Origin of the sequence: Arenibacter sp. P308M17 (assembly GCF_003426735.1) — a bacterium.
In the GTDB taxonomy this organism is placed as follows: Bacteria; Bacteroidota; Bacteroidia; order Flavobacteriales; family Flavobacteriaceae; genus Arenibacter.
Genome location: NZ_QVON01000004.1, coordinates 399,344 through 421,004 on the forward strand (window position 1 = coordinate 399,344; position 21,661 = coordinate 421,004).

15 protein-coding genes are annotated in these 21,661 nt (G+C 42.7%); 9 read left to right on the plus strand and 6 right to left on the minus strand.

Translation table 11 applies throughout. The annotated features are described in order from the left end of the window. Positions 1–530 precede the first annotated feature (530 nt). Positions 531–6,608, plus strand: a complete 6,078-nt coding sequence (locus tag D0S24_RS12490; protein ID WP_117020260.1) for an alpha-2-macroglobulin — start codon at positions 531–533, stop codon at positions 6,606–6,608. A gap of 254 nt (positions 6,609–6,862) precedes the next feature. Here the strand turns inward: D0S24_RS12490 and D0S24_RS12495 are convergent, their stop codons facing one another. From D0S24_RS12495 to D0S24_RS12505, 3 genes are all read right to left on the minus strand, one after another. Continuing rightward, positions 6,863–7,384 (minus strand): DUF4136 domain-containing protein, encoded by a 522-nt coding sequence (locus tag D0S24_RS12495; protein WP_117020179.1) that lies wholly within the window; start codon positions 7,382–7,384, stop codon positions 6,863–6,865. Between the two features lie 172 nt (positions 7,385–7,556). Further along, positions 7,557–8,558 carry a GTPase ObgE gene (obgE, locus tag D0S24_RS12500; protein ID WP_117020180.1) on the minus strand — a complete coding sequence of 334 codons (1,002 nt, stop codon included), beginning with the start codon at positions 8,556–8,558 and terminating at the stop codon, positions 7,557–7,559. Positions 8,559–8,721: 163 nt separating this feature from the next. Beyond that, on the minus strand, positions 8,722–9,837 hold the full coding sequence (locus tag D0S24_RS12505) for an adenylate kinase (protein ID WP_117020181.1): 1,116 nt from the start codon (positions 9,835–9,837) through the stop codon (positions 8,722–8,724). Between the two features lie 144 nt (positions 9,838–9,981). On the opposite strand from D0S24_RS12505, the gene D0S24_RS12510 reads away from it, so the two are divergent. From D0S24_RS12510 to D0S24_RS12520, 3 genes are all read left to right on the plus strand, one after another. Continuing rightward, a complete protein-coding gene (locus tag D0S24_RS12510; RefSeq protein WP_117020182.1) occupies positions 9,982–11,136 on the plus strand; it encodes a 5-(carboxyamino)imidazole ribonucleotide synthase in 1,155 nt (384 codons plus the stop codon). 14 nt (positions 11,137–11,150) lie between these two features. Further along, on the plus strand, positions 11,151–11,651 hold the full coding sequence (gene purE / locus D0S24_RS12515; RefSeq protein WP_117020183.1) for a 5-(carboxyamino)imidazole ribonucleotide mutase: 501 nt from the start codon (positions 11,151–11,153) through the stop codon (positions 11,649–11,651). Positions 11,652–11,771: 120 nt separating this feature from the next. Then, a complete protein-coding gene (locus D0S24_RS12520) occupies positions 11,772–13,802 on the plus strand; it encodes a M3 family metallopeptidase (protein WP_117020184.1) in 2,031 nt (676 codons plus the stop codon). A 111-nt stretch (positions 13,803–13,913) separates the two neighbouring features. Here D0S24_RS12520 and D0S24_RS12525 read toward each other — a convergent pair whose 3' ends face one another. Both D0S24_RS12525 and D0S24_RS12530 read right to left on the minus strand, forming a co-directional pair. Beyond that, complete coding sequence (locus tag D0S24_RS12525) at positions 13,914–14,324, minus strand: PH domain-containing protein (protein ID WP_181938080.1); 411 nt, start codon at positions 14,322–14,324, stop codon at positions 13,914–13,916. Positions 14,325–14,383: 59 nt separating this feature from the next. Beyond that, positions 14,384–14,743 (minus strand): rhodanese-like domain-containing protein, encoded by a 360-nt coding sequence (locus D0S24_RS12530; RefSeq protein ID WP_117020186.1) that lies wholly within the window; start codon positions 14,741–14,743, stop codon positions 14,384–14,386. 73 nt (positions 14,744–14,816) lie between these two features. Between D0S24_RS12530 and D0S24_RS12535 the strand changes: the two genes are divergently transcribed. Next, entirely contained in the window at positions 14,817–15,377 is a 561-nt protein-coding gene (locus D0S24_RS12535) for a sigma-70 family RNA polymerase sigma factor (protein ID WP_117020187.1), read from the plus strand. A 307-nt stretch (positions 15,378–15,684) separates the two neighbouring features. After that, the gene (locus D0S24_RS12540; RefSeq protein ID WP_117020188.1) at positions 15,685–15,912 is read left to right on the plus strand and encodes a hypothetical protein; all 228 of its coding nucleotides are present in this window, start codon (positions 15,685–15,687) and stop codon (positions 15,910–15,912) included. On the opposite strand, the gene D0S24_RS12545 is transcribed toward D0S24_RS12540, so the two are convergent. Continuing rightward, positions 15,901–16,731, minus strand: coding sequence for a hypothetical protein (locus D0S24_RS12545; RefSeq protein ID WP_117020189.1), 831 nt, complete (start codon positions 16,729–16,731; stop codon positions 15,901–15,903). The two genes, D0S24_RS12540 and D0S24_RS12545, sit on opposite strands and share 12 nt — an antisense overlap. Before the next feature lie 140 nt (positions 16,732–16,871). Between D0S24_RS12545 and gcvP the strand changes: the two genes are divergently transcribed. The 3 genes from gcvP (at position 16,872) to D0S24_RS12560 (ending at position 21,597) form a co-directional block, all read left to right on the plus strand. Further along, on the plus strand, positions 16,872–19,721 hold the full coding sequence (gene gcvP / locus D0S24_RS12550) for an aminomethyl-transferring glycine dehydrogenase (RefSeq protein WP_117020190.1): 2,850 nt from the start codon (positions 16,872–16,874) through the stop codon (positions 19,719–19,721). A 168-nt stretch (positions 19,722–19,889) separates the two neighbouring features. Then, positions 19,890–20,948, plus strand: a complete 1,059-nt coding sequence (locus D0S24_RS12555; protein ID WP_117020191.1) for a 3-oxoacyl-ACP synthase III family protein — start codon at positions 19,890–19,892, stop codon at positions 20,946–20,948. A gap of 106 nt (positions 20,949–21,054) precedes the next feature. Continuing rightward, the gene (locus D0S24_RS12560; RefSeq protein WP_117020192.1) at positions 21,055–21,597 is read left to right on the plus strand and encodes a methyltransferase; all 543 of its coding nucleotides are present in this window, start codon (positions 21,055–21,057) and stop codon (positions 21,595–21,597) included. Positions 21,598–21,661 lie beyond the last annotated feature (64 nt).

Genomic DNA, 21,661 nt, shown 5'->3' on the forward strand with positions numbered 1-21,661 from the left:
GACTGATTTTTAGTGCACGACAAAATTCAATTTCACAAGATTTTCCTCGATTTTTGACCCCGACCCTAAAGGGAGAAATCAAGGAAAATCAGGCTCCCTTTAGGGTTTGGGGTAACACGGATTTTTCTAGAAACCTTGTTAAGACGATTTTTGTCATGTTCTTAGGGACTCATTTAATAAATTTATGATCCTGTACACCATCCAAATACAAGCCCTGCATAAAAGCGGATTATTCACTAATTTCGTCCTCCTCAACTAAACTAATAGGCAATAGGCAACAGACAAAAAAACGGATTTCATGACCATTGTGTAAAAATAACGAAGAGAGGCGGAAAATAGACCCAAAAAGCGCTATGAGTATGTAGTGTTAACAGGCCCTAAAAAAATCGCAGCAAAAATAAAGCAACGTTGGTATTCTTTTTGCATCTAGTCACTTCATGGCATGTTCACTCACTAGAAAGTGTGTTTCACTAATTATTGATTGTAGCCCCATGAAAAAAACACCAATTTTGTTTTACAAACTTAGTCAGATGAAAAAAATAGCAACAATATTTACCTTAATCCTATTCTCTCAAATGGGACATTCACAATCTACCGACGATTCCTATTCCTCCTTATGGCAAAGGGTAGAAAAATTGGAAAAAGAGGCCCTGACCAAATCCGCATTGGATATAGTAGCACAAATTTCAAAAAAGGCCAATAAAGAGCAGAATTCGGTTCAGATCGTAAAATCACTTATCTACACCTCCAAATATGCCCTAAACCTGGAGGAGGACGCCCAATTAAAAATTGTAGGCGATTTTAAACAGGAAATAGCCCAAAGCCAATTCCCTACCAAGAATATCCTGGAGGGGTATTTAGCAAATATGTACTGGCAGTATTTCCAACAAAATAGGTATCGATTTTACGACCGCACCACCACGGAGGAAAAGGTGGACAGCGTTGATTTTAGGACCTGGGACCTGAACACTATTTTCCAAGAAATAAGTATCCATTTTGATGCTTCGTTGCAAGAACCATTGGAACTACAACAGCTTAAAGTGGACGCTTATAAAGAAATCCTCAACGAACAAAAAGGCTCCGAGGTCTACCGGCCCACCCTATTTGATCTTTTGGCCCATTCGGCATTGGATTTTTATAAAACCCCTGAAAATAGCATAGCACGACCAGAAGACAATTTTGAGTTGGATAATCCGGAAATATTATGCGAGGGAAAACAATTTATTGAACAACAAATTGGCAACAAATACAGGACTTCCCTACAGGGCAAGGCCATAATCCTTTATCAACAACTCTTAAATTTCCACAAGGCTCCGGATAAAGCCTATGTGGAGGTCGATATTGAACGTCTAAAGTTTATTAAGGAAAATGCGGTATTTCCCAACAGGGACCAACAATACCTGGAGGTTTTGCAAAATACCGCCGAAGCCATCAAAAATGATGAAAACTCGGCCTTATACCAGTATGAAATTGCCCTAATGTACCGCGAATGGGGCAATACGTATCAACCTGATATAAAAGATGAATACCGATGGAAGCAGAAAGAGGCTATGGCCGTTTGCGATTCTGTAATGGATAAGTATCCCAACAGTAGGGGCGCTGAAAAATGTAAGGCACTAAAATCGGAGATATTGTCCAAAGACCTTCAATTGACCGCGGAACGACATATACCGGTAAACCAGACTTCCCGTTTACTGGTACAGTACAAAAACCTAAATACACTTCAACTATCGGCCCGTAAGGTTTCCCAAAAGGAGATAGAACAGCTCAACAACCTTTATCCCGAAGAAAAACTATTGGCCTTTATTAAAAAACTCAAGGAAGTCAAAAGTTGGGAGGCCAAGCTTATCAACGAGAACGATTATCAATCCCATAAAATAGAGATCCCTCTGCCGGAATTAAGTAACGGATCTTATATTATTTTGGCCACTCCAAATGCCGATTCCGGCAACACCTTCGCCTATAGTCCCATCCAAGTCACCAATTTGGCGTTGGTGGAGGGGCATACCGGCACGGACCATACCTTTCAGGTAATTGATCGCAACAGCGGAAAACCCATATCGGGAGCTACCCTAAAATTCTCCTATCAACAGAACTATGAAAAGCCCATCCTGACCAAGACCTTTGTTTCCGACGGAAAAGGGATGATATCCCTTCCCTTATCCAACGTACGCTGGACCAACGTGGATATCCTGATCGGCACTAAAAAGGAAGAGGCCCATTTTGAGGATTTTTATGTCAATGCCAAATACGACCAAGGAAAGGAAGGCACCCCCTATTCCGGTTTTTTGTTTACGGACCGCAGTATTTACAGGCCGGGACAAGACTTGTATTTTAAAGGGTTGGCAATAGTGAAGAAAGATGAAAGGTCTTCAGTGCTCCCCAATACCAAATTAACGGTAAGCCTTATGGATGTTAACCATCAGGAAGTTGCCCAACAAGAACTTAAGACCAATGATTATGGCTCCATTTCAGGAAGCTTTATTTTACCCAATAACGGACTTACAGGAAATTATTTTTTGAAATTGGATTCCGAGGAAATTGATATTAACAATACTAGCTATTTTTCAGTGGAAGAATACAAACGGCCCAAATTTGAAACTTCCTTGGAACCTATTAGGGAGACCTATAGGGTAAACGATACGATTTCCGTTAAGGGAAAGGCCACTGCTTACGCCGGAAGCCTTATTACGGATGCCAAGGTAAGCTATACCGTTAAAAGGGTAGTATATTACCCTAAATGGTATTATCGTCATCTTCCATACTATGACGGGACCCCCCAAGAAATTGCACATGGCGAAACGGTCACAGATGCCAACGGCCAATACCGGATCAACTTCAAGGCCCTACCGGACCTTGGTATGGACAAGGAAAACCTGCCTACCTTCAATTATGAAGTTACTGCCGATGTTACGGACCTTAATGGCGAGACGCACAGTGCCACTACCATGGTAAATGTGGGCTATCATGCCCTTACGGCCGATATCCAAATGGAAGATCCTTTGGACAAGGGTAACAAAAATCCTGTGATAACCATCTCCACCAACAACCTTAACGGCGAGTTTGTGACGGCGCAGGGAAGTCTAAAAATGTATAAATTAAAGGCTCCGACCCATGTACTTAGGCCAAGACCTTGGGCGGCCCCGGACTATGATGGCTTTGGAAAGGCCCAATTCAAAGAACTTTTCCCCCACGATGCCTTTGGCAAGGAAGATGATCCCGCCTTCTGGGAAAAGGGGGAACTGGTTTGGGAGTCCCGTTTTGATACCGGAAAATCCAAGGAAATACAACTGGGCAACCTTAAAAAGTGGGTGTCCGGAAAATATGTCATTGAATTGGAAACAAAGGACAGATTCGGTCAACCCGTAAAGGAAATGGTACAGACCACCCTTTACAGTGAAGGGGACAAAATATTGGCAGATAATCAACTTTTTCAAATAAAGACCGATAAAAACGCTTATGCCACTGGGGAAAAAGTGAAACTCACTTTGGGTTCCGCTGCCGAAGACCTTACCATATCCCTATTTGTTGAAAAGGATCGGAAAATTGTGGCAACACACCTAATTGAATTACGCAATAACACCAAGACCATAGAAATACCCGTTACTGCGGAAGATCTGGGAGGATTTGCCATAAACTATAGTTTCTCCGCTTACAACGCCTTTCAATCGGGCGGCCTTTCCATTGCCGTCCCCTATCCCAGCACGGACCTAAAAATTGAAACGGTTACCTTTCGGGACAAGCTTCAGCCCGGAACGGAGGAAACCTGGTCCTTTAATATTAAAGGCCCCAAAGGAGATAAGGTAACCGCAGAACTGTTGGCCAGTATGTACGATGCCTCCTTGGATGCCTTTAAAGACCATCAGTGGAATTTCTCCCCCAACTACAAGGGGCCATATTATTCCAATAGCCAACTTAATGCGTATAAAAGTTATGGTATTGCCTCCTTTAATACCTATTCCAATGCTGGCGACAGGTCTACCTATGCCCCCCAATATTACGACTCTTTTGACTGGTTCGGATTCCATTTTGGATATGGCTATGCCCTGAGGGACCGAATGATGATGAAGAACAATCCCAACATGGTTATAAGGGGAATGGCTTCGGAAAGTGAAGCTTTGGATGAAACAATAGTGACCGGTTTTGGAACACCAGCTCCCGAAAACAATGCGGGCAATCCAATTCCACAGGATAACAATGTTGAAAAGGATGGATTTGATGATATTCAGATCCGGGAAAACCTTCAGGAAACCACCTTTTTCTTTCCACAGCTGCTAACGGATAAGGACGGAAATGTATCCTTTAGCTTTACTACCCCCGAGGCATTGACCAAATGGAAGCTACAGTTGTTGGCACACACCAAAACCTTGGAAAGTGCCACTTCCACCTTGGAAACCCTTACACAAAAGGAATTGATGGTGACCCCAAATGCCCCCCGATTCTTAAGGGAGGGAGATAAAATAACGATCAGCACCAAAATAGCGAACCTAACCAACAAATTACTGAACGGTACTGCCAAGTTGGAATTGACGGATGCCTTTAATGGAAGGGAGATCACCCAAGATCTATTGGTAAAGGATCCACTGTCCGCAACCGATCTGACCGAAAATACCTTTACGATAGACGCCATGGGAAATACCCAGGTATCATGGAACTTACAAATTCCCGAAGGTATTGGGGCGGTACAATACAAGATAATGGCCAAGGCGGGCAATTTTAGCGATGGGGAACAAAACCTACTTCCGGTACTTACCAACCGTATGTTGGTCACCGAAACCCTGCCCATGTGGGTGAGGGGCAATGAAACCAGGACCTTTACTCTGGACAAATTAAAGAACGTTACCTCCACCACCCTAAAGCATCATCAACTTAGCTTGGAGATAACCTCCAATCCGGCATGGTATGCCGTTCAGGCCCTGCCTTACTTAATGGAATATCCCTATGACTGTAACGAGCAAATATTTTCCAGATACTACGCCAATACCTTGGGAGGATATATCGCCAATTCCAATCCAAGAATACAACAAGTGTTTGACCAATGGGCCAATTCCGATGTCTTGTTGAGCAATCTTGAGAAAAACGAAGCATTAAAATCGATCTTAATTCAGGAAACCCCATGGTTGCGCGATGCACAATCGGAAACCGAACAAAAGAAACGTATAGCCCTGCTCTTTGATCTCAACAAATTAAAAAATGATCAGGACAATGCCTTTCATGAACTGGTCCAGAACCAAATGTCGTCCGGGGCTTGGGCATGGTTCAAGGGAGGTCCCGAAAACCGATTTATTACCCAACATATTGTTACCGGCCTAGGCCATCTTAGGAAGTTAACATCCACCTCCGCAAGTAAGGGAAAATCAGGAGTGGGGCAAAGTAGCCATACCTGGGAAGAGGAAGTAATAAAAAATGCGGTCAGCTATTTGGACGATGGGTTTGTGAAAGAATACGAGCAAATGAAAAAATTCACCACAGACCTCAACGATGACCATTTAAGCCATACCCAAATACATTATCTGTACATGCGCAGTTATTTTCCGGAAATCAAGGTTTCCAATAAAGTGGCGGAAATTATGGAATACTACAAAATACAGGCGCAAAAGTATTGGGTAAAGAAGGACCTGTACTCCAAAGGGCTGTTATCCCTAGTCCTGTTTAGAAACGGAAGTACGGCTACCGCCCATAAAATAATAAAGTCCCTTGAGGAAAATAGTATTTTGAGCGATGAACTAGGTATGTATTGGAAGGAAAACAACAATTCCTGGTATTGGTACCGAGCACCTATTGAGACCCAATCCCTGCTAATAGAAGCCTTTTCCGAAATTAAGGATGATACCAAAACCGTTGACAACCTTAAAATCTGGTTGCTGAAGCACAAACAGACCAATCAATGGAAAACCACCAAAGCTACCACAGATGCAGTGTATGCCCTGCTCTTAAAGGGAAGCCAATGGCTATCGGTAACAGAGGCCGTAGACGTATTGGTGGGGGGCAAAAAAATGGAGCCATCCCAACTGGAGAATGTACAAGTGGAGGCAGGAACCGGCTATTACAAAACCTCTTGGAGCAAAAACGAAATACATCCAAAAATGGCAGAGGTACAGCTTCGCAAAAAAGGGAATGGCATTGCATGGGGAGCCTTATACTGGCAATATTTTGAAGACATGGACAAAATAACCCCTGCCGAAACCCCTTTAAAATTGAACAAGAAAGTCTTTCTAAAAAAGAACACGGCTAAAGGGGAGGTATTAACGGAGATCAAGGGTCGATCCCCTTTACAGGTTGGCGATTTAGTTAGGGTAAGGATTGAATTAAGGGCAGATAGACCCATGGAATTTGTACACATGAAAGATATGAGGGCAGCGGGGATGGAACCCGTCAATGTGCTATCCAGCTATAAATGGCAAGATGGTCTGGGGTATTATGAAAGCACCAAGGATGCCAGTACCAATTTCTTTTTCGACTACCTGCCCAAGGGTGTATTTGTATTTGAATACGATCTAAGGGTCAACAACGCAGGGGATTTCAGCAACGGAATTTCTACCATTCAAAGTATGTACGCCCCTGAATTTAGCAGTCATAGCGAAGGGGTGAGGATTCTGGTGGAATAATAAAACACGATATTTTTAAAAGATGTTGCCAGGATAAAAATACCGGAAAAGGCAGGTCCGTCCAAAAGTCCCGGGCGGGCCCATCCGTACCGGAACGGGCTGGTTTAGGAAAATTAAAATTGCTCCGATTGGCCACCTTGGAATGATTATTTCCTCTTCGATATTCTTAATAGCCTAGCCATCATATTAACAAGTTCCTTGATTATCCGGTAGGTGGCCTGCCTACGGCAACTGCTAACTGTCACCTTTTTTACCTACCTCTTAGGCGGGTATTTTTCTAGGGTTTTGGCCACCAATTCCCGTATTTTATCCTCCCTTTCAATGGGAGAACTGTTTTCCCTAAGGCTACTTACGGTTATGGCCTGCCAAAAAAGTTCGTCTCTTTGGCTGTCCACAAAATCGAACTGAATTTCCCTTTCCACATTTGTTGCCCCAACGGGAATACCAATAGTCATTCCACCACCAACGCTTCTCCCTGATCCCCCTATACCGACCCCAACGCTATTATTTCTGGGTGCCTGAAAGGAGCTGCTCAAAATATTTATTAAGAATTCGGGCTCTTCGGACAACAAAAAACCTTTAGCCCGCATAGTGGAATCGATGGCCCTCAATAATCGTCGGCTATCCAATTCGCTTAAGCCGGTATCCATGTCCGAAAAGTAATTATAGGTGGTATATTTGGAATAATCCGTATCCCTATCATAGTCATAATGTACACGAATGGCACTACAGGAAGCTAAAAAAAGCAAGAGTAGGATTGGGATTATACTTTTCACAGCTATAAATTTTTATAAGCACCGATTGAAAAATTATGATTGAAATTTCATAAACGGACCCTAAAATAGTGAAATTTATTCTTGCCGTTTTTTATAAAGTCAAGAATTCGTTAAAACGCAGGGTAATATAAACCCTGAGGACAGGCCTATGGATGTTCAAAAAATTATTGGCCTATTTGTTCAACATGGCCCACAATCTGTCCTTAAGTTCCATAAGTCCAATCTGGGCTACGGAAGAAATGAACATATAGGGCACACCCTTGAAATCCTTGTCCAGTTCAATTCTCATTTCCGCAATAAGTTCCTCGTCCAACATATCGGTTTTGGAGATGGCTATCAAGCGATCCTTGTCCAATAGTTCAGGATTATATCTGCGCAGCTCGTCCAAAAGAATTTCATATTCCTTGGAAATATCCTTGCTGTCTGCGGGAATCAGGAACAACAAAGTGGAATTCCGCTCTATATGCCTTAAAAAATAATGCCCAAGCCCCTTGCCTTCGGCCGCCCCTTCTATGATTCCGGGAATATCCGCAATAACGAAACTTTTAAAATCCCGGTATTCCACGATCCCCAAATTGGGTTTTAGGGTCGTAAACTCATAATCCGCTATCTTGGGTTGGGCAGAGGTTAGTACAGACAAAAGGGTGGACTTTCCCGCATTTGGAAAACCCACCAAGCCTACGTCGGCCAATACTTTCAACTCCAGAATAAGGTCCAATTCCTGACCGTTTACCCCGGGCTGGGCGTACCTTGGTGTCTGATTGGTGGCGGTTCTAAAATGCCAGTTACCGCGACCGCCCATGCCCCCTTTCAAAATGATTTTTTCCTCTTGGTCCTCGGTAATCTCCATTAAAACTTCCAAGGTTTCGGCGTCCTTGATAACGGTCCCCAAAGGCACCTCCAAATACACGTCCTGTCCGTCTGCACCACTACTTCGGTTCTTACTGCCATGCTCACCATGACCGGCCCTAAAGGTTCTGGTAAATTTAAAGCCCAACAGCGTCCATAAGTTTTTATTGCCACGGACAATTACGTGTCCGCCGCGCCCTCCGTCACCTCCATCAGGTCCGCCCTTTGTGATAAACTTTTCCCTATGCAAATGCACGGAACCTTTTCCTCCCTTACCGGATTCCAAGTGCACTTTTACATAATCCACAAAATTTCCTTCCGTCATTTTTTTAGTTTATTATTCCCAATGCTATCAAAGTTAGGACCATAAAATGCCCCTACTTCCACTTTTGTGCCATAAAATAATGGGTAGGAAGACCATTAAGGACCCGTGAAGAACTATTAGGCTATCTCAATAATTGGGAGCACATATTCCAATACGCTCCTTTCTAGACCGCCTGCAACTCCTCTATTACTTTTGCCAAGCGGCTTGTAATATCTTCTATGGAACCTATTCCGTTGACACTATGGAATTTCCCCTGATCGTCATAATAATCCTTTAGGGGAGCTGTCTTTTCATTGTATTCATCAAAACGGTTACGGATCATTTTTTCGTCCTGGTCATCGGTTCTACCACTAACCTTACCGCGTTCCAATAATCTTTCTATCAATATTTCATCATTGGCTTCCAGGGCAATTGTGGCATCTATCCTCATCTCCTTGCTTACCAAGAAATCATCCAATGCCTTGGCCTGTGCGGTAGTCCTGGGAAAACCGTCAAAGATAAATCCGCTGGCATCGGGATTTTTCTCTACCTCATCCTGTAACATATTGATAGTAACCTCATCCGGCACCAATTCCCCCCTGTCTATATATGACTTTGCCAATGTTCCCAGTTCGGTACCATTCTTAATATTATAACGAAAGACATCTCCGGTCGAAATATGCTTTAAATTATACTTTTCTTTTAAAAATGAAGCCTGGGTGCCCTTACCTGCACCAGGTTTTCCAAACAAAACTAGGTTTATCATATGTTTTTGGTTTAGTTGATATACTGCTCTTAAATTTCTTCCCAATTCATTATAATCCAATCCATAACCTACAATAAACTTATCCTCGATTTTCATACCGAAATAGTCTATATTATACTCCCCGTTGTACACTTCGGATTTGTAAAACAAGGTTGCAATTTTAAATTCCTTTACCTTGGTATTGGAAAATAGATCGATCAATTTTTTAACGGTCCTGCCTGTATCTATAATATCTTCCAGGATAATGACACTTCTGCCCTCAATATTTTCCGGCACATCCAACAGCGTTTCCACAATTCCCGTAGAAGTAAGTCCTTGATAGGAACTCAACCGTACAAAGGAAACCTCACAAGGGTGCGGATAAGCCTTAAGAAAATCGGAAACGAACATAAATGCCCCGTTTAGGACCCCCACAAAAATGGGGGTTTGCTTCTTGTAATCCACAGCGACCTGGTCCGCAATCCTTTTTATAGCGGCCATAATCTCGCCTTCGCTTATAAAAGGCTTAAAATATTTGTCGTGTAACTTGATCAAGACTAATGTTTTTATAATAAATTCAAGATGCCAAATATAGCACTTTGATTTCTCTTTTTTAATGGTCCGGGCCTAGTTTCTAAGATTTAGCTGTATTTTTGTACTTAATATACAATCTACTTTAATACAAGCAAATCATTTCCAATGAACTATTTTTCTTCTGATTTTAAACTGGGAATACTGGGAGGCGGTCAATTAGGTAAAATGCTTTTGTACGAAACAAGAAAATTTGACATCCATACCAAAGTGATGGACCCCTCGGAGGAGGCTCCTTCCAAATTGGCCTGCAACGAATTTTTTAAGGGCGATTTAATGGATTTTGATGCGGTATATGCGTTGGGTAAAAAAGTAGATGTACTTACCATAGAGATCGAGAACGTTAACCTTAATGCCCTCGAAAAATTGGAGGACGAAGGGCTGAAGGTATTCCCCCCCACCCGTGCACTGCGGATCATACAGAACAAGGCAAAACAAAAACTGTTCTATGTGGACCAAAATATTCCTACTGCGGATTTTCAGCGTTTCGCCTACAAAAGTGAGATCGAGGACAGTATTGCCAACGGCGGCCTAAAATTCCCTTTTATTTGGAAGGCTGCACAATTTGGATATGACGGCCAGGGGGTTAAGGTAGTTCGCAAACTTGAAGATCTTAACGGTCTGCCTGCCGGGGAATGCATTACCGAAGAAATGGTGGATTTTAAAAATGAGCTCGCAGTGATCGTAGCACGGAGCGCCAGTGGTGAGGTAAAAACCTACCCGGTAGTGGAAATGGAGTTCCATCCGGAAGCCAACCAGGTGGAATATGTAATTTGCCCTGCGCGCATAGATGCCAAGGTCGCCGAAAAAGCCCAGGAAATAGCACTTCGGCTCTCCAATAAAATTAAACATGTTGGGCTATTGGCCGTGGAAATGTTCCAGACTCGGGACGATAAAATTCTGGTGAACGAGGTGGCCCCCAGACCACATAACAGTGGCCATTATAGTATAGAAGCAAGTTACACCAATCAATTTGAACAACATATTCGTGCCATTTTAGACCTTCCTTTGGGAAATACGGCCAGTAAGGTAGCGGGGATAATGGTGAATTTAGTGGGTGAAGAAGGCCATACCGGAAATGTAGTCTATGAAAATATGGAGGAAATTTTGGGTCTGGACGGTGTTACTCCACATATTTACGGTAAAAAACAGACCCGGCCCTTCAGAAAAATGGGCCATGTCACCATTGTGAACAACGATATAAACGAAGCTAGAAGAATAGCCGAACAAGTCAAGAATACCATAAAAGTAATTAGCGAATAAAAATTTTCAGCGATATGAGTAAAGTAGCCGTAGTAATGGGAAGTACCAGCGACCTCCCTATTATGCAGGAAGCCATAGACATACTAAAAGGTTTTGATATCGAAGTTGATGTTGATATTGTCTCTGCCCACCGTACCCCGGAAAAATTGTTCGATTTTAGCAAGAACGCCCATAAAAATGGGTATTCCGTAATCATTGCCGGTGCAGGGGGCGCTGCACATTTACCCGGAATGGTGGCTTCCATGTCCCCGCTACCCGTTATAGGTGTTCCCGTAAAAAGCAGCAATTCCATTGATGGGTGGGATTCCATCCTGTCCATTCTCCAAATGCCCGGTGGTGTTCCCGTAGCTACCGTAGCCCTTAATGGCGCAAAAAATGCCGGAATTTTGGCCGCCCAGATCATTGGAAGCGCTGATAAATGTGTCCTGGATAAAATCATTGTTTACAAGGAAGGCCTGAAGCAAAAAGTCATTGACGGAGCCGAGGAAATGAAAAAAGTGAACAATCTACAATGATCAATTAACAATTAACAGTGAACAGTGAACAGTGAACAGTGAACAATTATCAATTAACAATTAAAGGTCAAACTTTCAACTTTCAACATTATAACTTTAAACAAAAATACAATACCCTTTATGAATCCATTATTGGTCCCCTTTGATACAGCACCTTTCTCCAAAATCAAAAATGAACATTTCAAACCCGCATTTTTGCAGGCCATTGAGGAGGCGAGGGCTGAAATCGATGCCATTGCAAACTCCAAAAAGGTTCCTTCTTTTGAAAATACCATAGCTGCCCTGGATTTTGCCGGTCAACAATTGGATAGGGTATCCAGTCTCTTTTTTAATTTGAATTCCGCAGAGACCAATCCCGAAATTCAGAAATTGGCCCAAGAGATATCTCCCCTATTGTCCGAATTCAGTAACGACATAACCCTGAACGAGGATTTGTTTAAGAGGGTCAAGGCCGTATACGACCAAAGAAATGATCTGGATTTAACGACCGAAGAACAGACCCTACTGGATAAAAAGTACAAAAGCTTTAGTAGGAACGGTGCCAATTTGCCTCCCGAAAAAAAGAAACGTCTGCGTGAAATTGATGCCCAACTCTCCAAACTTACACTTCAATTCGGGGAAAATGTACTGGCCGAGACCAATAAATACGAAATGCACCTTACCCATGAGGAAGATTTGGACGGACTCCCGGAAGGAGAAAAGGAGGCAGCGGCACAATTGGCAAAATCCAAGGACAAAGAGGGCTGGTTGATTACCTTGGACTATCCAAGCTATATTCCCTTTATGAAATATGCCAAAAACAGAAAATTAAGGAAGGAACTTTCCATCGCTTTTGGCAGCAAAGGCTTTCACAACGATGAACTGGACAATCAGAAAAATATAATCAACATTGCCAACCTCCGGCACGAAAGGGCCAATCTCTTGGGCTATAAGACACATGCCCACTACGTATTGGAGGAGCGAATGGCAGAAACCCCGGAAAAAGTCCAACAATTTCTTCAGGAACTGCTGGAAAAGGCAAAACCGGCAGCGGAGAGGGAATTTGCCGAGTTGGAAAATTTCACCAAGCAATTGGACAATATAGACCGATTGGAAAAATGGGACGGAGCCTATTATTCTGAAAAACTGAAGCAAAAACTGTTCGATCTGGACGATGAAAAACTCAAACCTTATTTTAAACTGGAAAATGTTATTGCCGGAGTATTTAAAGTAGCCACAAAATTATTCGGCCTGCAATTTGAAGAAGTTTTTGATATCGACAAATATCATCCGGATGTAAAAACTTATCGTGTTTACGATAAGGACAAAAATCCGGTATCCTTGTTTTATGCGGATTTCCACCCTAGACCTGGAAAACGGGGAGGGGCATGGATGACATCCTACAAAGCGCAATACGTACAGAACGGAATTAATGTTCGCCCGCACATTTCCAACGTATGCAATTTCACCAAACCTACCGCCAGTAAACCCTCTCTCCTTACGTTTAACGAGGTCACTACCTTGTTCCATGAGTTTGGCCACGGATTGCACGGTATGTTGGCAAACACGGTGTACCCAGGCCTGTCCGGCACTTCTGTTTATTGGGATTTTGTGGAACTGCCCAGTCAGATCATGGAAAACTGGTGCTACGAAAAAGAGGCTTTGGAATTATTTGCAACACATTACCAAACAGGCGAAGCAATACCAATGGAACTGGTTCAAAAAATAAAGGACTCGGCCACCTTCCAAGAGGGAATGGCCACCTTAAGACAGATCAGTTTTGGGTTGTTGGACATGTCCTGGCACGGGGCGGATCCATCCGGCATCAGCAACGTAAAGGAACAGGAAACAAAGGCCTTTAAGCCAACAGATCTATATCCGGAATGCCCCGAAACCTGCATGAGCACTTCCTTTTCCCATATATTTCAAGGTGGATATTCCTCTGGATATTACAGCTACAAGTGGGCGGAAGTGCTGGATGCGGATGCCTTTGCCTACTTTAAGGAGAAAGGCATTTTCAACCAAGAAGTGGCTACAAAATTTAAGGACAATATATTGTCCAAGGGCGGTACTGAAAAACCCATGGAATTGTACAAACGCTTTAGGGGGAGCGAACCAAAGATAGAGGCCTTGTTAAAAAGGGCGGGCCTGTTGTCCGGGACGGTGGATTAAATGAATAGTCAGTATTCTTAGTAGGCAGTTTACAGTTGCAGTTGGCAGATGAGGGCATAAAATATAATCACAGGGCAGAAATCAACCTACCTTCTTATAACACAAAGACATTTACAATCCCGTATTATCCTGAATTTTGGGATTTATTTGTTTTAAATGGGATACAAATGCACTTTTCTCTTTGGGGGAAATGATGACGCTTTCATATTTATTGTAAAACACCTCCAACCTATCCAAGGAAGTGGCAGGGGCACTAATGGGATTTTTGGTAGTCTCAATTTTCGTAATGGAACTTATTGGAATGGAACGATCGAGGAGAAATCCACTTTTGACCCTTAAAACCCCATTACCTATCTCATAATAGGTGGTCAAAAATATGTATCCGATAAAAAGTGAAGGCAACAACAAAAGTACGGGGCCAATAGGTACAGGGTTTTTCAACCATTGGTATACAGGCGCTAAAAGTAAAAGGAGGATTATGATTACCAGAATCCCCCCTATTTTGGATTTATATCTTACCATAAGAACAATATTGCCCAGACTCATTTTTAGTATACCAAAAATGGCCGTTGCGGCCTAGGTTAGTTGTTTGCCTTAACGGCATCATATCCCCCTTCCAGGTCGATTACATGATTAAAACCCAAGGATTTTAATTTTTCCTGCGCCTTGGCACTTCGTCCTCCCATCTTGCAATAGAGGTAGATAGTCTTATTCTTGTCCACAGTTTTAAATCGTTCCGAGAAATCAGCATCATACCAATTTATATTATCCGCATTCTCCAAATGCCCCTCACTAAATTCATCAGGGGTCCTGACATCTACCAAAATAGCGTTATCCAATAATTCCTGCTTAAAGTCGCTTATCGGCATTTTGTCCTTATTTTCTTGGGAGCAGCCGGTTTGTAGTATCAGCATTACCAAAAAAAGAATTATTTTTCCCATAACATATTTGCTTAATCAAAAATAAGAATTCTTCTTCAGAAAAAATCACCTATTTTTGAAACGACAAAGAGGTATGGCAAAACAAGAATTAAATCCGGACATATGGGTCGATAGTTATTCCGACTACCTATTCAACTATGCGGTAAGCCGGGTAAGCGATTCTGAAATTGCCAAGGATCTGGTACAGGAGACTTTTTTTGCCGGATTAAAGTCGGCCAAAAATTTTAAGGGGGAGGCGGCAGAAAGGACCTGGCTGATCTCCATCCTAAAAAGGAAGGTAATTGATCATTATCGCAAAATAAATTCCAAAAAAGCAAAATCCATGGTCCGAATCACCCAAAACCAGAATAGCGAGGCAGATAGCAACTATTTGGAGGAACAGGTGGCGGACCCTATGAGCTTATTGGAAAACAGCCAAATAGAAAACGAAGAGTTGGGCATGGCCATACAGCACTGTATCGCCAAGCTTCCAAAAAAACACGCTTTGGCATTTACCCTAAAAACCATAAACGGACTCAGTACCGAGGAGGTATGTAAGGAGCTGGATATCAATCCGTCTAACCTTTGGGTCATCCTGCATAGGGCTAGAACGGTTCTTATGGATTGCCTAAACAACAATTGGTTCAAGATATGAAATGCCCACCTGTCTGCCGGCAAGCTAGTGTTTTGTCAATGCTACTGTGTCGTTTAAGTCGCGGTTATTTTTTATCTGGCCAAGGCAAAAAAACGTTGCATAGCCGTAGCTACGGAACTGTTTTTTAACGAAGGCCAGGTGAAAAAGAACAAGACTTGGGATGGCTAAAGTAGGGTTGACAGGACACATAGGTTAACAACTTGCAAAACTACCGATAATTATCGGCACGAAAATGATTAAAAAGGCATTGCACCTGCCTGCCGGCAAAGGCAGGTCTGACCATTAAAAAACAAATAAATATCAACAGATGAAAAGCTGTAAGGACGTTGAAATAATCTGTACTAAAGCGCAGTACAAGGAAGCCTCCTTCCTGGAGAAAATAAAGATAAGACTGCATCTGTTTTTTTGCAAAACCTGTAAAACTTTTTCCAAAAAAAACACTGAACTAACCACTCTCTGTTCCCAAGCCAAAATCAGGACACTTCCGGTTGAGGAAAAGGAAAAGATGAAAACGGAGTTAAAATCAAAGATTTAAAAAGGCATCCATTACCAAAATACAGGCCCACCATAAAATGGGTACGGACTCGACCCAAAAGGAAGAAAAAAATGAAGACTGATTTCTCTTGGTCACCAACAATAATACTCCTAACACCAAAAATACCAGACTTTTACCCATCACCTCCAAATACGTCAGCTGATCTTTCATAAAAGTAATTAAGAAAAAAAGTACCGCGCCGGCAGCACCCAATAGTTTTGTTTTTTGGCAACCAAACCGTTGGGGCAGCGTCCTAAGTTCGGGATCATCATAAGCCAAATCCCTAATTTCGAATGGCAACATTAGGATCAGGACCATTAAAAATCGTTGCACCAACTCCACTACAACATCCCAATCCAAGACTGCATCCGCAGCTACAACTGGCAAAACCACCGTTGTTCCCGCCCAAACCAAGGCCACGATAAAAATTTTGAACCCTCCCAAACTCCTAAGGTTCTTTGCATTGGGCAACAACGGAACCGCATATAAACTGGCAAGAACGGATAAGACCACAATCCCGATCCACGCTTCAAAGGATACAAAAAAGGAATGGTACAAGGCAAAAGCCCCCGCAATAAAGCTTAACACTTGAATGTTCTTGTGATACCTATTGGATACCAAATAATACTTCTTGGCCTCCACCCCATACTTCACAAAATTGTAGCAGGCAATTGTTCCAAAAAATGCCAGGTAGGAGATATGGTTGTCCCTGGACAATCCAAAAAAAATGCAGGTAATTTCAATAAATGCAAAAACCGAAAATGCTACATGTATACTGGCATCCAAATAAAAATGAAATAAGTAGCTGCGCCAGTTCATAAATCAAAAATAAACACAGTGTTCATAACCTCTCATTTTAGTTAAAAACTTTGAAGGAGTTGGACTTAAAAGCTGCAAAATAAACATAAATAATGAGTATTTTTGCTCACCTATATTTTAGATCAAAATTGCTTGAATTTATGAGGACAGACTTATTTGCCTTGCGCCATATCGGCATTAGAGAAGAAGACCTTCCACAGATGCTAAAAAGTATCAATGTCGATTCTTTAGATCAATTGATAAACGAGACCATTCCGGACGATATCCGCCTTGCAAGGCCCTTGGCTTTAGATCCGCCCATGAACGAGCACGAGTATTTGTCCCATATCCAAGTTTTGTCCGAAAAGAACAAGGTTTTTAAATCCTATATCGGCTTGGGCTACCACGAAAGCATAACTCCTTCTGTGATAAAAAGAAATATTCTGGAAAATGCAGGGTGGTATACCGCCTACACCCCTTATCAAGCAGAAATTGCCCAAGGGCGCTTGGAGGCCCTATTGAATTTCCAGACCGTAATAGCGGAACTCACCGGAATGGAATTGGCCAATGCCTCACTTTTGGACGAGAGCACTGCCGCTGCAGAAGCGATGACCATGCTTTTTGATGTACGCAGTAGGGATCAAAAGAAAAACAACGTTTTAAAATTCTTTGTTTCCGAAGAGATATTGCCCCAAACATTGTCGCTTTTAAAAACAAGATCGATACCACTGGAAATAGAACTGATTGTTGGCAAGCATGAAAGTTTTGACTTTGGCGATGATTTTTTTGGCGCGCTGCTGCAATATCCGGGAAAGCATGGCCAGGTACATGATTATGCCCCCTTCGTGGCCAAAGCCGTTGCGAAGAACATAAAAGTGGCCGTTGCTGCAGATATCTTAAGTTTGGCATTATTGACCCCCCCTGGAGAATTTGGTGCCGATGTGGTGGTCGGAACCACGCAGCGGTTTGGCATTCCCCTGGGTTACGGCGGACCCCATGCTGCCTTTTTTGCCACAAAGGAAGAATACAAGAGAAGTATCCCCGGCAGAATAATAGGGGTTACCAAGGACACCGATGGCAAGCCGGCTTTAAGAATGGCGCTACAGACAAGGGAGCAACATATTAAACGGGACAAGGCCACCTCCAACATCTGTACTGCCCAGGTCCTGTTGGCCGTAATGGCAGGAATGTACGCCGTATATCATGGCCCAAAGGGACTAAGGTATATCGCCAACAAGGTTCATTCCACTGCCTTTACCCTAGCGGACAGCCTTGAAAAATTAGGCTTTTATCAAACCAACACTGCTTATTTTGACACTATAAGCATTAAGGCGGATTCCTCCAAAGTAAGGCCCATTGCCGAAAAACATGGGGTTAATTTCCTATATGTTGATGCCGATACCATCTCCATTGCATTGAATGAGGCCACCTCCCTGAAAGATCTACAGCTAATAACAACTATTTTCGCCGAGGCCATGGGAAAAGAATCCATTGTGATCAATGGCCTTTTACCACCATCCCTTCTTGTTGACAAACTTGCCCGTACTTCAACCTTTTTGGAGAATAGCGTATTCAATTCCTACCACTCCGAAACCGAATTGATGCGGTATATAAAAAAATTGGAGCGAAAGGATTTGGCGTTGAACCACTCCATGATTTCCCTGGGCTCATGTACCATGAAATTGAACGCCGCTTCTGAAATGTTACCATTGAGTATGGCGCGTTGGGGAAACATCCATCCCTTTGTACCTATCGACCAGGCCGAAGGTTATCAGGTCATCCTTAAGGAATTGGAAAAAGACCTTAATATCATCACCGGATTTGCAGGAACGTCCTTGCAGCCAAATTCCGGGGCCCAAGGAGAATTTGCAGGCCTGATGGTCATTAGGGCCTATCATCTATCAAGAGGTGAAGGCCATAGAAACATTTGCTTAATACCTGCCTCGGCACATGGTACCAACCCCGCTTCCGCAATTATGGCGGGTATGAAGGTAGTGGTTACAAAAACCGACGAAAATGGCAACATAGATGTGGCCGACCTTGCAGAAAAGGCCGAACTGCACAAAGAGAACCTATCTGCCTTAATGGTTACCTACCCGTCTACCCACGGTGTATTTGAATCCTCCATAAAGGAAATTACAAAATTGATCCATGACAATGGGGGGCAGGTCTATATGGACGGGGCCAATATGAATGCACAGGTAGGATTGACCAATCCCGCGACCATTGGGGCAGATGTCTGCCACTTAAACCTACACAAAACATTCGCTATTCCCCACGGCGGCGGCGGTCCCGGAGTTGGACCTATTTGCGTGGCGGAGCAATTGGTGCCATTTTTACCGGGCAACCCTGTTATTACAACAGGTGGTGAAAAGGCCATTACGGCCATATCTGCAGCACCTTGGGGAAGTTCGTTGGTATGTTTGATCTCTTACGGATATATAAAAATGTTGGGCGAAAGTGGATTGACCCAGTCTACAAAGAGCGCCATTCTAAATGCGAACTATATTAAAAATAGGTTAAGTGGAAAATTCGATGTACTCTATACCGGGGAAAGGGGAAGGGCTGCCCACGAAATGATTATTGACTGCAGGCCCTTTAAGGAAAATGGTATAGAAGTGACTGATATTGCAAAAAGACTAATGGATTATGGGTTTCACGCCCCTACAGTTTCCTTCCCTGTAGCGGGCACACTCATGATAGAACCTACGGAGAGTGAAAGTTTGGCCGAATTGGACCGGTTTTGTAGCGCCATGCTCTCCATTCGTAAAGAAATAGATGCCGCATCGGTCGAGGATACCAACAATGCCCTAAAAAATGCGCCCCACACCTTGGAAATGGTTACCACGGACCAATGGAATTATCCTTACACTAGACAACAGGCCGCCTTCCCCTTGCCATATATTTTTGAAAACAAATTTTGGCCCAGTGTAAGACGGGTTGACGATACATATGGAGACCGTAATTTAATATGCACCTGCGCTCCCATCGAAGCGTATATAGAAGCCTAAAAAGCACAAGAAAATCAAGCATTTCAGGGCCTTTCACCTTATAGTGAAAGGCTTTTTTATTGGCAAATTCAAAAGTGGAATTATCTTGAACATCATATCAAATTAAAAGGACATCCTTTACCCCTATCCAATTACCCTATATTTATACCAATAAATTTACACATCGTTATGAACATTGGCATTACTGGCACTGGTTCTTATTTACCATCCATTATTACAAAAAATTCGGATTTCAAAAATCATGATTTTTTAAATGAGGATGGCACCCCCTTTAAGCATCCAAATGAGATGATCATCCAAAAATTCCAAGGCATTACAGGAATTAGCGAAAGGCGCTATGCAGAGGATGGTCTAAACACTTCCCAACTGGGATTTTTCGCGGCGGAAAAGGCCATAGCCGATGCCAAAATCGACAAGGAGGAACTGGATTACATCATTTTTGCCCACAATTTTGGTGATGTGTCCATTGGCCAATCGCAAGGGGACACTTTGCCCAGTTTGGCCACACGGGTAAAACACCAATTACAGATCAAGAATCCCAAATGTGTTGCCTATGACCTCCTATTTGGTTGTCCAGGTTGGATCGAAGGAGTAATCCAAGCACATGCCTTTATCAAATGTGGGATTGCCAAAAAATGTCTTGTAATCGGGGCAGAAACCTTATCCAGGATAGTTGACAAGCATGATCGGGATTCCATGATCTATTCGGATGGTGCTGGGGCCACCATTATTGAAGCTAGGGAAAATGCCGGCCAAATCCTATCGCACAACAGTGCTACTTATGCCAATGGGGAAGCCTTTTTTCTCTTCTACGGTAAATCCTATTCCAAAACCGTACAAGACCACACTAAATACATAAAAATGTATGGCAGAAAAATATATGAATTTGCTGTAACCCATGTACCACAGGCCATGAAAGACAGTTTGGACAAAAGCGGGGTACCTATCGCCAAAGTAAAAAAAATATTCATTCATCAGGCCAATGAAAAAATGGACGAGGCCATAGTAAAACGTTTCTATAAACTTTTCAATATGGAGATGCCCGATGGAATTATGCCCATGAGCATAGAGAAATTGGGAAATAGTTCCGTGGCTACCATACCCACCTTATTTGATATGGTAAGAAATGGAAAAATGGAAAATCAATCTATAAAAAAGGGAGATGTTGTTATATTTGCAAGTGTTGGTGCGGGCATGAACATAAACGCCATTGTCTACAAGGTATAATGATTGGACTACCGAACACTTTTTCAAATCTCTATGTTTCCGGTTTTAGGACCCTTGCCTACAACACCGCCAAAAACAATTTAAACAAATAACCCGATTACCGCCGATGTACGAAAGAAGTTTCCCGAACAAACGTTTTAAACATACGCTGGATTTTCTACAAAAGCACATTTCCACAGATCAAACCATATTGGATCTTGGGGTAGAAAATCCATTTTCCAAGATTATGATGGAAAATGGATACCAGGTTGAGAACACAAAAGGTGAGGATCTGGACCTGGATTTTTCTACGGTCAGGACCACTAAGGCAGAAGTTGTCACGGCCTTTGAAATCTTTGAACATCTTTTGGCCCCGTTCAACATCCTTAACCACATTAAACCTGATAAATTGGTAGCAAGTATCCCCTTAAGATTATGGTTTTCATCAGCTTACAAGAGCAAGACCGATCCATGGGACAGGCACTATCACGAGTTTGAAGACTGGCAGTTCGATTGGTTACTGGAAAAGGCGGGATGGGAAATTAAAGATCGGGCCAAATGGACCAACCCCGTACAAAAAATTGGGATAAGACCCCTGCTCCGTAGTTTTACCCCTAGATATTACATCGTTTATGCCATAAGAAAAAAAGGCCCTGAAATTGGTTCTTAAATGACTTGTAAGTAAAAATAAACACCATAAATGTAGTACAATCGGTTAGTGTGATACGCTGTTG

Excerpts from the sequence above, each read along its gene's own strand:
- D0S24_RS12490 (WP_117020260.1), top strand. The coding sequence starts at position 531 with ATGAAAAAAATAGCAACAATATTTACCTTAATCCTATTCTCTCAAATG.
- obgE (WP_117020180.1), bottom strand. The coding sequence starts at position 8,558 with ATGACGGAAGGAAATTTTGTGGATTATGTAAAAGTGCACTTGGAATCC.
- D0S24_RS12510 (WP_117020182.1), top strand. The coding sequence starts at position 9,982 with ATGAACTATTTTTCTTCTGATTTTAAACTGGGAATACTGGGAGGCGGT.
- purE (WP_117020183.1), top strand. The coding sequence starts at position 11,151 with ATGAGTAAAGTAGCCGTAGTAATGGGAAGTACCAGCGACCTCCCTATT.
- D0S24_RS12520 (WP_117020184.1), top strand. The coding sequence starts at position 11,772 with ATGAATCCATTATTGGTCCCCTTTGATACAGCACCTTTCTCCAAAATC.
- D0S24_RS12525 (WP_181938080.1), bottom strand. The coding sequence starts at position 14,324 with ATGGTAAGATATAAATCCAAAATAGGGGGGATTCTGGTAATCATAATC.
- D0S24_RS12530 (WP_117020186.1), bottom strand. The coding sequence starts at position 14,743 with ATGGGAAAAATAATTCTTTTTTTGGTAATGCTGATACTACAAACCGGC.
- D0S24_RS12535 (WP_117020187.1), top strand. The coding sequence starts at position 14,817 with ATGGCAAAACAAGAATTAAATCCGGACATATGGGTCGATAGTTATTCC.
- D0S24_RS12540 (WP_117020188.1), top strand. The coding sequence starts at position 15,685 with ATGAAAAGCTGTAAGGACGTTGAAATAATCTGTACTAAAGCGCAGTAC.
- D0S24_RS12545 (WP_117020189.1), bottom strand. The coding sequence starts at position 16,731 with ATGAACTGGCGCAGCTACTTATTTCATTTTTATTTGGATGCCAGTATA.
- gcvP (WP_117020190.1), top strand. The coding sequence starts at position 16,872 with ATGAGGACAGACTTATTTGCCTTGCGCCATATCGGCATTAGAGAAGAA.
- D0S24_RS12555 (WP_117020191.1), top strand. The coding sequence starts at position 19,890 with ATGAACATTGGCATTACTGGCACTGGTTCTTATTTACCATCCATTATT.
- D0S24_RS12560 (WP_117020192.1), top strand. The coding sequence starts at position 21,055 with ATGTACGAAAGAAGTTTCCCGAACAAACGTTTTAAACATACGCTGGAT.